Source organism: Bacillus cereus group sp. BcHK124 (assembly GCF_027712065.1).
GTDB classification, from domain to species: domain Bacteria; phylum Bacillota; class Bacilli; order Bacillales; family Bacillaceae_G; genus Bacillus_A; species Bacillus_A pacificus.
Genome location: NZ_JAQFPJ010000013.1, coordinates 61,084 through 74,853 on the forward strand (window position 1 = coordinate 61,084; position 13,770 = coordinate 74,853).

A 13,770-nucleotide genomic window follows, 5' to 3' on the forward strand; every position below is an offset into this window, starting at 1 on the left:
CTTTTGGAATAAGTATTGATATTAAGCTGCATCATTACGGTTATAATGCCGATTCTTTTCATCTACAAATCCTTTAATGCTCCACACACCAGCCTTTAATTCTTTTGCTTTTTTTTCTGCTTCTAGCATTTCAGGTAGAAATGTAGTATTAGGTCTAGAAATATAGGCTATAATCCCATAACCAGACTTGACCATTAATTCATTAATATGTATTCCGTTACAAAATACATAAGCCAATTTCCTACCGTATTTGTCTTCTTTTTGTCCCCGATCATAAACCAAAGTGACACTTTTCCCTTCTAGCTGTTTCTTTAAAAAGGAAGAGGCTTCTTTTCCCATCTTTTGTGGTGGGATTTTTTGAGATACAGACTCAGGAGTATCCAATAACAGTAACCTTACCGTCTGTTTCTGACCCTTTACGTTCACGTCTATCGTATCTCCGTCCTTTATATGTAATATCTTCCCTTTAACAGTCTCTAAGCCTTTTATTTTCCCCTTATAAGCTTCTGGAATATCAACAATACCTTTCCCTTCCACGTGCTGTTGTATACCGTTTTGTACTGCTTGGGCAGGTCTTGAATCATTTTTTGTTTGCGTTGAATTGCTACATGCTGCCATTTGAAATACGAATGATGTTATACAAATAGCCTTAATCCATATTTTCATATCGAAATTTCTTCCTCCTAATCAAAATACGTGAATAGCCGCATCTAAAAAACAAACGGACTCTCTATTGTATTTACTTCTCGATAATTACAACATAGGCAAAACTGTATCCATTTTGGATAATCATTATAAAGCGCTCTAAATGAGCGTTTCTTACAACTTGGACATATTGAAACTATATTTTCTTCATTCTCTTCCTGACTTTTCAATTTTTCAAAAGAAACATTAGTAGATGCTATACTAGTGGTACACAATATATATCCCCCTTTTGAGTCTTGAAATTTCAAAAACAAATAAAAAAGGACACACCTATGGCATATGTATGCGTAGGTGTGTCCTTTTGCAAGATAGTTTTAGAAGTATTTTGTTACTTTTATCATATCATAGTTCTAATTAATTTTATATATGAAATTTAAGATTTTGCGATATTATTTCTTCTTCTCATATATAAACGAGACTCTCTTCTGTGAAGAGTCATATGTTAATTTCGCATCGAATGATTTTCCTGTTTTTTTCGATATAAATCCTTTTATTGTATCCGTCATATTCTTTTCTAATAATTTTTTTATTTGACTAGCTGTAATTCTTTTTTCAAGTATCATTCCTGAAACAATGAAATCACAGCCCTTCTTGTATTGTTCGCATAGATAGTTTGTTTTCCCTATTATGACTCTACTCTGGCATAATGGACATTTACCTACTGTACGATCATCTGTAGTTGGAAATTCAAAACAAATACTAAGATCCGGGTTTAATCGAATCGCAGCTGTGAATTCTCCTTTTCCCCCACTAAAACCACTAATGAAGTCTGTTACATTGTTATTAACTAGCTTTTTAATCTGGCTATCGGATAATTTCTTGCCTTTAATTTTAGCCGGCAACATAAAATCGCATCCGTTTTGATATTCTGAGCACCCAAAAAACGTTTTACGGTTTAGGATTTGTCCTTTTTGACACTTTGGACACTGACCTAGCGATAATTCTTCAACTGAAGGTAGATTAAAGCTGACTTCACCGTTAACAAATGCTAGATAAGCAGAAAACTCTTTGCCATTAGATTTAAAACCTTTTATAATGTCCGTTTTATTTTCTTCAAACAGTTTTTTAATTTGTGCTGCAGGAATTGTTTTTTCTTTTATTCTTTTGGGTAATCCAATGTTACAGTTTGGATGATTGCTACACCCGAAAAATTTCCCTCTATCTAAAATTATTCCATTTCCACAAGGACATTGGCAGACTTCTATTTGTTGCTTCCAGGTCTCTATTAGGTTGTGCGAAACCGTGTCAGGTATTCTTATAATCTCTTGTGTTATTTTTTGTACAAATGTATTTGTTTGGGCAATGAAGTCCTCATAACTCATTTCATTTTTTTCAATACGGTGTATCATTCCTTCCATTTCAGCTGTGTATAGTGGATCTTTAATTTGCTGAACAGGAAATTGTTCAATAAAGGCACGGCCAATTGGAGTCGTAGTAATTTTCCCTTTTTCAATGGCTATATAGTTCTTCTCATGTAAAGCTGGAATAAAGGTTGCTTCGGTTGCAACGGTTCCAATTCTTTTCCCCTTCATTAATTCCTTTAAATGTTCATCGTCAATTTTCCGTCCTGCTGTTTCCATGAAAGTCAGAATTGAGCTTTCTGTGTGTAGAGCTGGTTTCTTTGTTTTGGATTCCTGTAACTCAAAATCGCAAATTTGAAGTTCCTGTCCTTTCTGCATGATAGGAATTTTAAATACTTCCACACTTTCTTCCTCTATTTCCTCTTGAAACACTTCTAGAAACCCTTTTTCTCGAAGTACACTTTCTTTTGTTTGATAGTTATTTCCCATCGCGTCAATAAGCGATACTTCTCTTACCAGGTATACTGCAGGACGCATGAAATTACCCACAAAACGTTTTACCACGAGGCTATATAGTTGTTTTTCAATCTCTGGACGACCTTCCTCTTGATATTGTTTAGTCGTCGGTATAATAGCAAAATGGCTTGATACAAGCTCATCATTGAACGTTTTATGTTTCACATCAATTGCTTCAATGTCGACGGATTGTACCAGTAAAGAATACTGACTCTTAGCTAGTGCCTGCATAACACCTTTTACACGGTCCACTTGTTCTGTAGGTAAATGCCTAGAAGATGAGCGAGGGTAGGTTATGAAACCTTCTTCATACAAAGTTTGAATGTGTTTTCTGGAAGTTTCAGCATTAATTTGTAATTGCGCATGAGCATCTTTATACAGGTCTGTTAAGTTATATAGTAATTTAGGATTCTTCTTCCTGGTTCCCTCTTTAAACTCTTCTACTACAAGATATTGTCCTTTTAAATCTTCTCCTAAACTTCTTAATGGCGATGGGTTTAACACTTGGTCTTCTGTTTTCATAACCGGTTTAAGTCCTAAATCTGTTATTAGCTGCAGATGATAATAAGATTGTTCTTTATAGTTTTCAATTGCTAATTCGCGTTGGCGTATCTCATTTAATAAACACATTTGTACACGGCCGGATGACAATAAGAACTTATTTTGTGCTAATTTTGTGGTACATCCCCTGGTTATATTCATCCCTAATAGATAATCCAGATACTGCCTTGCTTTAGCAGAATACGCGAGTCCATCGTATTTAGACGCACTTTCTAATCGATTGAGAGCTGTCTCTAATTCTGCCGCTTCAAAAGAGGATTTATATACACGAGATTGCTTTTTATTCACACCTGCAAATTCATATACTTCCCTATAAATTAACTCTCCCTCGCGGTCCGCGTCACAAATGTTCACCGCATGGTCAACATCAGGGCGTTGCAGCAGTTTAACAAGGATTTGTAATTGTTCAGCATTCTCTTGTTTCACCTTATAAGCTGGCTCATAAATTAAAGGTAAGTGTTCTAAACTAAACACTTTGTACTTTGGATCCATCTCTTCTGGATTTTTTAATTCCAGCAGATGCCCACGGCACCAACTGACAATATAATGTTCATTTTCATAATAACCATAATAAGGTTTGCTACCAATGTACTTTTGTGAGTGACGGAATCGTGGCGATTTCATAATTTCATTGGCCACTTTTGGTTTTTCGGCAATAAATAATGTTTTCCCCATAACTTTTTCCTCCTTAAGCAAAAAAAGGACACACCTACGCTATGGTTATGCGTAGGTGTGTCCTTTTGCAATATGATTTTTTCAGTATTGGATTACTTATATAATAACATTTACTCTATTTATATACAAATCGAATCAATGTTCAATGAGACTCCTAAATATCTATCAGGTTGTTTAAACTTCGCAATGATTTTGTGAAGTGCCGAGCATTTCCCCAATTTCAATACATCTATTGTTATGTTTTAACCCCGATAATAGATAGATGATTAATAACGAATATTGCGACAATCCCTTGTATATCAACAATATCCTGCTTTTTTACCAGCAAATTAATGTATTATGTAACGGTCTTTGTGTTACACCCTTCAAAGCATTCAGGATGCCTTTGTATCAATGTTTTTTAACATTCGATACTACCTTATGGAGCGTATACACCTGGTAAATTTACCGTGTATCACTTCTCCATTTATGGCGTGGAAATCCGCCGAAAATTTAATAATTCACACTCCTGCACCCAGGGTTTCTTAATGATTTGTTATCTTTTTAAATACATCTATTAGTTTGTTAAACCCTAAATAGAGGGTCCTAACCGACTTATTAATAAGTATTTCAATACATCTATTATTATGTTTTACCTACCAGGTTCCTCCTTTTATATAAAAAGAGGACGCATTTCAATACATCTATTATTATGTTTTTCCTAAGATTCCTACTCATATGGTTACTTGGCTGTCCGCATTTCAATACATCTATTGTTATGTTTTATCTCGATAATATATGGATGATTAACAATAAATATTGCGACAATCCCTTATATATCAACAATATCCTGCTTTTTTATCCGCAAATTAATGTATTATGTAACGGTCTTTGTGTTACATCCTTCAAAGCATTCAGAATGCCTATGTATCAATGTTTTTTAACATTCGATACTACCTTACGGGGCGTTGACACTTGGTAAATTTACCGTGTATCACTTCTCCATTTATGGCGTGGAAATCCGCCAAACTACTTCCTACTACATTATTTAATTAATATTTTCCATCTGCTCTATATACTGTTCTTTATATTTTGTTAAATTTAATTTTTCTTGTAACTTCAATTGTTTTTGTATTACCTTCTCAATATTGTACACAGAAATGTTTTTGGCAGCATTGTAGTCTGCATGAACTTTAAAACTACATTGCTGACATTCAAAGGTAGATTGATTTTGCCGATTATTTTTATGGATATACCCACATTCACTACATCGTTGACTTGTATAGGATGGGTCAATTTTCACCACTTTAATCCCATATTGATTTGCCAGATTCTTGATTTTTTCCTGCAAATCAAAATACGTCCAATTTTTTAGGAATGTTTGTTCTTTACTTATTCCTTGTAAATCCTCTAATTGTATAGTGCCACAATTATATTTTAAGCACTGTTGCACTATATAATTGGCATACTTATGATTCGTAGCATTTCTAAACTTGGCTATTTTATCATTTAGTACTTCAATTGGTTTAATTCGTTTTTTACGGCCTTTCCCTATCCTATTTCCACTACAATACTTACCTTGGCGTAATAAACTTATACGTCTATGCTCAATTTTTTTTCGAAAAGCCTCAATTTCTTCACCACTAATTGCCCCTCTTACCAAACCTTTATTAAACGCAAAATAGAGAACATTTATTTTCCCCATATCTATGCCCATAATTAAATCTTCATCAAATTTAAGTTCTTCTTTTATATTTGACTTATAAGTAATAGATAAATACCATTTCTTTTTATGTTTATGGAGCATGCAAGCGCCTTTGGCATATGTACTATCAATTATTCTATCTAAAATTACCTTCATACTATTTTGTTTTCTTGTCGATAATTTCACTAAAATTTTACCATTGGGTAAATCGTTTTCTTTTATAAATTTTGATGAAAAAAGAGATACGCTTGCGATATAATCACCACTCTTTTCTTTTATTATCTGAATAGAGTTTCCATGAATATCAATTGGTAAATTGTTTCGGAATGAAGGAATGGACATCTCACCACTCCAAATTTCTTTTTTTCTACTATTCCAGGTCTTAATTGTCTTCTGTAGAGTAGTGGACATATTGGCTTTATTAATATCTTGATATTCTTCTTTTAACTGATCATAAATATATCCACTTATGGTTTTTTGAGTACACCCATATAATTGTTGGGCACTTGGATATTGGCCAGTATCCTTAAAGTGCTTCAATGATTGATTATCATATTCCCACAATTTTTGTATAGTTCTATTCCCAATAGTTCTAAAATGATATGAAAGTGTACGTAAATATATTTCAAACGTCTTCCATTCTATATTTACAGGACAGACTATTTGGTATTTCATTACTTTTACAGCTATGCTCAAATATGTCACCTCACCGTTATATTAATCAATACATCAATATAACCGTTTTATTAAAAAATATACTCTGTTTAGCTTTTATCCTTATTTGTGCTGCATTAAAATATATACTAAAATGTAGTACCCTGTCCCACTCGTAACGGAACTAATGTTTTAATATTTAAAGAAAAGACGATTGTTTATCATAAATGTAAGGATATTATTCTAATTCGAAAAAAATTTGCCATATAAATATCCATTCGACAATATATTACATTTTATAAATGTATATTGTGTTATGATATCGAAGGATTTATCTACAGTAGGAGGAACGCATAAATATGTTAAAAAAATTATCAGTATTTCTTATTGGTACTTTGCTATTATTTGGTTTAGCAGCCTGTGATAGCATCAAATCGGTGGCTAGCGATGTTACAGTAGGAAAAGTAATTGAAGAATTTAAGACTGCAGGACTTGAAGCAGAACAGCCTAGTGATCTACCGGAAAAAGAATTTGGGAATACTAGAAAAGATGCGAAACGCATTCTTGTACCAGCACTAGGAGAAGATAGTGGTGGTAGAATATTTGAGTTTAAAAACAAACAAGATCTTGAACAAGCGAAAAAGTACTATGACGATTTAGGTAACGGTAATCAAATGTTATTCTCTCATACTTACGCAAAAGGTAATTTTCTTTTACAAATGAATGGTGACATGGAAGATGCCCAATTTAACAAATATAAAGAAGTAATGGACAAAATAATTAAGTAAGTTAAGGAATCCGCTTTCATTTTTCAGAAAATATGATATGATTATATTTGGATGGTAGCTCGTATAAATCTTATTAAATTTAAAGTGGTTATCAAGTCGAAGAAAAGGCACTCAAATGAGTGTCTTTTCTTATGGACAAAGTAATATAAATTATATTATAAATATATAGTAATTATAAGTAAATGGGGTGTATATCATAATTAATTTCGAGCCATTAAGTCCAGTTATGAATGACATAGCAATCAAACTTGCCATGGTACTATTTATACCGTTATTCCTAGCATTAATTGTCAAAGTTATACTTATGAAATTTATGAAAGAGTCGATTGCTGGCAGAATTGCAAGTCTATCTCTATTATTTTTCATGTACTATGTATTTATATTTGTTGCAGGATAAACAGGTATCTTAGGGTGTCTGTTCCTTTTAAAAGTTAGAATCAAAGTGATTTTATAATTTCATTGGCCATTTTTGGTTTTTCTGCAATAAATAACGTTTTCCCCATACCTTTTTCCTCCTTAAACAAAAAAGGACACACCTACGCTATGGTTATGCGTAGGTGTGTCCTTTTGCAATATGATTTTTAAGTATTGGATTACTTTATATGATAACATTCCCTCTATTTATATACAAATAGAATTAAGATTCAACGGAACTCTTTAACATCTATTGTTACGTTTAACTTCCGATAATATAAGAACAATTAGCATTAAATATTGTGAAAATTCCTTAGAAAACAACAATATCTTGCCTTCCAACCAGTAAACTAATACACCGGTCTTTAAGTTACATCCTTCAAGGCATTTTCAATACTCACATATCAATAATTTTTACACCTGACATTATCTTGTAAAAGATTAGCATCTAGTGAAATTAATTGGTGTAATTTTCCATTTATGATGTGGAAATCCACCAAACTATCCCCTACTAACTTAATATTTTATTAGATTTAATTTCTCTTGTAGTAAACTATAAAATATAAATATAGCAGTTTACATTATACTTTAATATAAATGCCGTTGATTCTCTACAAATCATTAGATGACATCAAGTTTACTTGTTTATGTTAATCATACATCATTTCTACAATAATGGTTATCAGTATATCTAAGCTTTAGATGCCTATTATAATTTCTCTGTAGCTCTTTGTATCAAAAGCTCATTACTGAATCTGAAAACTTGCATTCTTGTTTATAAATCTAATTTTCTTTATCAGGTCTTCTAAATATAAAAGTTTTGTGTATCCTTGTAATTCAGTTGAAATTAGTAGCCTTGCAATAGAGCACCTATAAAAAGTATTTATAGTAACAGCAAATAGTAACAATAATACCTACTACAGCAAATAGTATACTCCCTAAACTGAATGTAGAAATTTTCATTTGAAATGTTTTGATTTCACCTATCTCTACTCCCGCATTAAAATACTTATCAGTAACTTTAGCAATATTCTCTTGATAATTAACAAAATAAGGTACTAACCAAATATAACACAAGAGGACGAGGCTTCCTATAAATAGTGCATCAATAAATGGAACACTCCAATTTAATGAAACAATAAATATTATAGTGAGCTCTATTAAAATAACAAACAATATAATTATTATATTTTTAACTTTTTTGGGAAGTGTTTTAAATAAGGTGTCATTTAGAATTTTTTCTATTTTAACCCATAAAATACTGAGTAACAAAATCAAGCCTAATAATATAAAACTTACTAAAATTTTAAATACAGCAAAGATAAAAATATACATAATCACACCTCAAAAAGTTAAACATGTTATTTTATTAAATATTTGAGTTTTTGTTCGGTATCGCTCAGAACTCATTTTTGCTTTATTTCTTTATAATTATTATTTGCTACATAGTTCAAGTTTTTTATGTTCTTAAACACTTTTTGTAAAGAAGTTATAATTTAATGCTATTAAAGAAGTTTTCAAAACTTACGTAATACTATAAATAAGAAAGTTTATGGAGCTAATCCAAAATAATCTTTATAAAACACCAGAAACCGTAAATGTTTATATTGCATATATAACTTAACAATATTTGACGTGAATTTGTACATTCGGAACCACTTTTAATTGCTAGAGTTTAGAATTAACTTGGAGGAAGTTGTTTTATTAACGATGTAAGATATTGTTTCCCAAAATTCTTTTTCTAATAAGTATATATCCTCTAAGCACTTTTGAATTTCAATTAAATTTTTTCTTTCTTTAGTTCGGCCTGTAACAAAGAATTTTCTACCAAGTAATTTGTACAACTTATTGATTTTTTGCATTTTATTAATACAGGAATACTGCTCAATTTCTTTGAAATACGAAGAAGCTTCTATTAAAAATTCTGTATATAACTTTCTAAATCCACTTCCCCCACTTCCAATTTTCTCAATCATCATATAAGTATGGAGGCAACATTCTTCCCATTCTGGTAATTCAGTCCAATAAGGTATTTCAGCTGAAAGTTTTTTAATGTTCAGAATTCCATAATTATCATTTTGATTTTGAAGCATATCATTAGCATTTTTCCACATACCTTTCAGCATGGCTTCACGAATATCTTCGATAACAAACGGATACACAGGTGCCCAAACATTTTTACGATCATATGGCACTTTCGCTTGATTAATTGCTTTTTTTAAATCTATTAGGCTTAATGAAAAATATTCACTAGATATAAAGTCAGATACAAGGAAAGTCTTCTTTCTTATATCAAAACCTAAAATAGTAAACGTATGTCCAGCGACATTTCTTCCTCCTTTAGTTCCATAAAAATCCAAATAACCAGTTTCCGAAATTACTAATATAGGGATATCATTTTCTAAAAAACTAATTATTTTATCTACGTTCAGTACTTCACCACTATACCACTTAAAATTATGATTAATAGCATTAAAAAAATTATTTTCAAAATAGGGTGTACGAGTAATTAATAACCTTGGATAGTTATTTGCAAAACTAAAATAACTAAAAAACAAACCGCTCCCAATCCCAAAAATCATAGCCTCACTTAAAGGCTGCTTATAATACATCATAATTTCTTGAATAGCAGTAGAAGAACAATGTTTTCCAACTAAAGAAGGAAAATCAGAAATTATGTGTGTGTTCACTTATACTTCCCTCCCGTACAAATTTTTCTTGTTCCAGGCTAATCACATTATCTTCTAGCGCTGGATTTGCAAAATGATCTACAACAATAATTGTTATATGTTCTTTCAAACTGTTCATTACATTTTTGATCTCGTATCTAATTTCAGAATCTAAATTGGAAAAAGCTTCATCCAGAATTAATATTTCCGGATAACTTTTCAAGACGCTAATAATAGATAATAGTTGTTTTTTTCCCCCAGATAATTCTGAAATAGTTTTACTAGGTTCTAATAAAGAAACTAGTACTTTCACATATTTATCAATTATGATTTTTTTCTCAGGGTTTATAAGCTTGTTATAATTATTTTCTTCAATTAAGTTTAATTGATCGGTAACATTTTCTGCAATAAATTCAGGCTCTTGAAATGCAACACTAATGTTTTTTCTTAACATTTCAATATCATATCTTGTTACTTCATAACTATCTATATAGATTCCACTAGATTTTATAAATTGAATTAAAGATAAAATTAGCGTTGATTTTCCAGATGCATTTCTTCCCACTAAATAATTAATTTTTCCTCTTACAATCTCACCTGTAAAATTACTAACAATATTTTTATTCCCTAGCTTTACTTGTGCATTTTTAAAAAGCACATTACCTTGCATATTTTTTTCTAACTTAACATGATTTTTTTCTTCCAAGTCCAAACATAGTAATTCATGCACTCTTTTTATAGAAATTACACTAATCTTAAAATCAATAAACAATGACATAATTCTTTGAATTGGTGAGAAAAAATTCATAGTATAAACTAAAAATGCAGACAAGGCCCCAATGCTTAAAGTGTTATTCTTCACCTCTGAAAACCCAATTATTGCAATTAAACCAATTAATAGACAAAATAGAATAGTCATTGTAATATTCATAACTGCAACTAATTTAGCATTCTTGGATTGAGTTTGAGAAATTTTAACGACCCTATCGTTATATTGTTGATCAAAACCATTTTTTCTTACATATATTTTATAATTTTTAAAATTAAGTTGAATTTTCTCTATTACATTTGATAAATAATCTCGATGTTCTATCAGTTGCATATTGATTATATTAAGTTTGCTATTAAATAGATAAAACACACCATAATATATTGGTAAAATCATCAAAATAATTAAAGTTAATTTTAGGTTAAGAGCCATTAAAATTAAGAAGGTACTTATAAATACCAAACACTGCACGATTAGGTCAAATATTATAGAATTAAGAATTCCTTGACACTGTGGAACATCATATGTAATAATCTGCGTAAGATTTTTGTTTTCAAGATTTATAAATCTAAAATAATCCGATCGTTTTAATGTTTCATTTATCTTCTTTCTTAATACTAAATTACTGTCAATTACAACTTGATTATCTAAAATTACAGCATAATATTTTATTATTAATTGAACAATTATGATAGAAATAAAGATCCAGCCATATTTTATTGCAAACCCATACAAATTACTAATTGTAACATTATCAATAATATATTTTAAAATAAGTGGGAAAGCGATTTCATTTAAAGCAAGAAAGCAGGAAAATAAGAACAATATGATAAGTTTATATTTTTGCTTCTTATACAGATTTACGAGAAACTTCCATAGCACTTTATTCTTCACTTCCTGTTTCCTCATTTTCATAATATAAATCACTATATTTAGTCCCCATTATTATTGGGGTAGGGTATTTTATTCCTCCGAAAACATGCGAAAGTAACACAAATTCGTTTTCTCCATCAATTTCTAAAAAATCATTTACTTTATTTTCATATATTCCAAAAATTGCTCTAATACCTAAGTGTTGTGCACTGCTTAATAAATAAAGATTTTGAGAAAGATGCCCCATATCTAAATGTATTAATTTATAACCCCTATCTTCATATTTACTACTTGTTTGATCAAGATTTGCAACATGAAACATAATAAAAGAAGCGGAATGAATATGTGTATTATCAACATATAGATTATTAATAACTTCTCTAAAATTTCCTTTTCTAATCATTTCTAAGGTACTTTCTTCCTTATTATAATAATATATACCTTGTTCTAAATTTTCGACGTTAAAAATCGCTATATAAATACTTATAGGATATTTCCCCCCTGCAGATGGGGTAGCATTATGCTGTTGATTAACATATCCATATGAAAAATGAAGCAAGTTTGAAAGTGTTTTAAAACCAATTCTTGTGCGGATTTCTAATTCTGCAACAGATTGCCTACTATTTAAAACTTGATAAAATTCTTGCTTAATCATAGTCTTATCTATACAAAGAGGAATGCTTTTAATACAATAATGTTGTTTTTTTATTTTTGTGGAATAGTCATATACTTTATGCTTTGAAATCCCAAATGAGCTCATGGGGGTTGCTCGAGTATTGCAATCATACATTCTGGATAATATATACTGCTTTGTATGATCTTCAAATTTATTCACAACAATTACCTCCTCTTTTTATATATTCTTTACGGGAATGGATGTGGATTCTTATTAAAAGTTTTCGCTGGAACATATCCCATATTATTGGGGGCATCTATTAATCTATTGCAACCTAACATAGGTAAAGTTATTTCCAGAAAAGCCAACTCTGGCATTAACACTCTATATACATATAAACCTAAAGAATTTATATCTTCTGTAGTTAAATCATATGAATAAAGATTTAACTCCATCTTATCGAGATTTTCTTTTAGTTCTTCAAAATTATTAACTTTCGAATAATTATTAAATGGCTTTTCAGAATTCGAAATCAAGAAATCAAAAGCTTCTTTATCGTTTCCTGCTGCATAATAAAGCATATGATCCTTGATACTCCTTATATTTTTCACGTTTTTAATATCCGAAAATTCCGCCATTTCAAGGTTAGGATCAGCTAATAAATTTAGACTTGCTAACGTTTCCATTAGAGCTCCTTTTAACGCTATAATAGGTTCATAATGTGCTTTTGCCCCTACCTGTATATAAGGGTAATTATTATAGAGATTTCTTATTAAGACAAAATATGTAGGAACTTTGATATCTGTTGTTATCTCAAAGAAGAAAACTTCAAAACCTTTTTCATTTGCAACGTTCAAATAATACTGCACAGTTTCATCTGGAATCGTCTTAGAATCTATTAATGGAACTGTCAATTGGTTCAACCATGTAATCATAATTGCGTCTCTTTCTATACATTCTAATGCTGCGTTTTCTATCGCTTGTAACCTTGTAGAACCTGTTGCTAAACCAGTAGAAATTGAATCTCTTATATGCGGAAGTAAGAACTCTTTATCAACATCAAAATACATTGTGTTAGCAGGAACTAGTATTTTTTTATTATGGATTTCATCCATTGCTTCAACCCAATAAAATATGGTTTCACCATCAATTTCTTTACAAGTATGATATGTTTCTTGATATTGTTCATTCAACGGCTGTGTAATTGATAGTGGATTCAAAGCATGAACGTTTTTTTTTACTAAAGAGTTAAATGAATCCTTTATTAAAACCTCTGAATTTAGGTAACATGAACAATAACGCTCAAGTGCCTCACCCACAGCTGATATTAATGCCGATTCAGGACAGTCATAACTATATCCTAATCCGCTATAATCCCCACGAATTTTTACTCCCTCACTAACATCAACTAATTCATTTCTAAATGCAAAATAAATGTGCATTGGAAATGGCAGTTTGAAATCCATCTTATTCTTTACATGATGTATAATTCCAGTATTTTTATTTATAATATATTCTAAAGCATTCTGCATTCCCATAATTTTT

General features: G+C 30.6%; 10 protein-coding genes. 2 read left to right on the forward strand and 8 right to left on the reverse strand.

Translation table 11 applies throughout. The features are described 5' to 3' along the window. Positions 1–21: 21 nt before the first annotated feature. The 3 genes from PDK19_RS18480 to PDK19_RS18490 all read right to left on the reverse strand — a co-directional run bounded on the left by PDK19_RS18480 (position 22) and on the right by PDK19_RS18490 (position 6,147). The gene (locus tag PDK19_RS18480; protein WP_000708129.1) at positions 22–666 is read right to left on the reverse strand and encodes a thermonuclease family protein; all 645 of its coding nucleotides are present in this window, start codon (positions 664–666) and stop codon (positions 22–24) included. 428 nt (positions 667–1,094) lie between these two features. Further along, positions 1,095–3,758, reverse strand: coding sequence for a type IA DNA topoisomerase (locus tag PDK19_RS18485; RefSeq protein WP_046648653.1), 2,664 nt, complete (start codon positions 3,756–3,758; stop codon positions 1,095–1,097). Positions 3,759–4,785: 1,027 nt separating this feature from the next. Next, on the reverse strand, positions 4,786–6,147 hold the full coding sequence (locus PDK19_RS18490) for an RNA-guided endonuclease TnpB family protein (protein WP_080344570.1): 1,362 nt from the start codon (positions 6,145–6,147) through the stop codon (positions 4,786–4,788). Positions 6,148–6,455: 308 nt separating this feature from the next. On the opposite strand from PDK19_RS18490, the gene PDK19_RS18495 reads away from it, so the two are divergent. Together PDK19_RS18495 and PDK19_RS18500 are read left to right on the forward strand one after the other, a co-directional pair. Beyond that, on the forward strand, positions 6,456–6,884 hold the full coding sequence (locus tag PDK19_RS18495) for a hypothetical protein (RefSeq protein ID WP_046648649.1): 429 nt from the start codon (positions 6,456–6,458) through the stop codon (positions 6,882–6,884). Positions 6,885–7,071: 187 nt separating this feature from the next. After that, positions 7,072–7,281, forward strand: a complete 210-nt coding sequence (locus PDK19_RS18500; RefSeq protein WP_071713415.1) for a hypothetical protein — start codon at positions 7,072–7,074, stop codon at positions 7,279–7,281. An 887-nt stretch (positions 7,282–8,168) separates the two neighbouring features. Here the strand turns inward: PDK19_RS18500 and PDK19_RS18505 are convergent. The 5 genes from PDK19_RS18505 to PDK19_RS18525 form a co-directional block, all read right to left on the reverse strand. Beyond that, positions 8,169–8,633 carry a hypothetical protein gene (locus tag PDK19_RS18505; protein WP_225991071.1) on the reverse strand — a complete coding sequence of 155 codons (465 nt, stop codon included), beginning with the start codon at positions 8,631–8,633 and terminating at the stop codon, positions 8,169–8,171. A gap of 326 nt (positions 8,634–8,959) precedes the next feature. Beyond that, the gene (locus tag PDK19_RS18510) at positions 8,960–9,988 is read right to left on the reverse strand and encodes a BtrH N-terminal domain-containing protein (protein ID WP_046648648.1); all 1,029 of its coding nucleotides are present in this window, start codon (positions 9,986–9,988) and stop codon (positions 8,960–8,962) included. Continuing rightward, positions 9,966–11,630 carry an ABC transporter transmembrane domain-containing protein gene (locus tag PDK19_RS18515; protein ID WP_046648680.1) on the reverse strand — a complete coding sequence of 555 codons (1,665 nt, stop codon included), beginning with the start codon at positions 11,628–11,630 and terminating at the stop codon, positions 9,966–9,968. Before PDK19_RS18515 ends, PDK19_RS18510 begins: the two co-directional genes overlap by 23 nt. Next, positions 11,620–12,444, reverse strand: a complete 825-nt coding sequence (locus PDK19_RS18520; RefSeq protein WP_046648647.1) for a SagB/ThcOx family dehydrogenase — start codon at positions 12,442–12,444, stop codon at positions 11,620–11,622. The genes PDK19_RS18515 and PDK19_RS18520 overlap by 11 nt, the downstream gene beginning before the upstream one ends. 29 nt (positions 12,445–12,473) lie before the next feature. After that, positions 12,474–13,763 (reverse strand): YcaO-like family protein, encoded by a 1,290-nt coding sequence (locus tag PDK19_RS18525; protein WP_046648645.1) that lies wholly within the window; start codon positions 13,761–13,763, stop codon positions 12,474–12,476. Between the last annotated feature and the right edge of the window lie 7 nt (positions 13,764–13,770).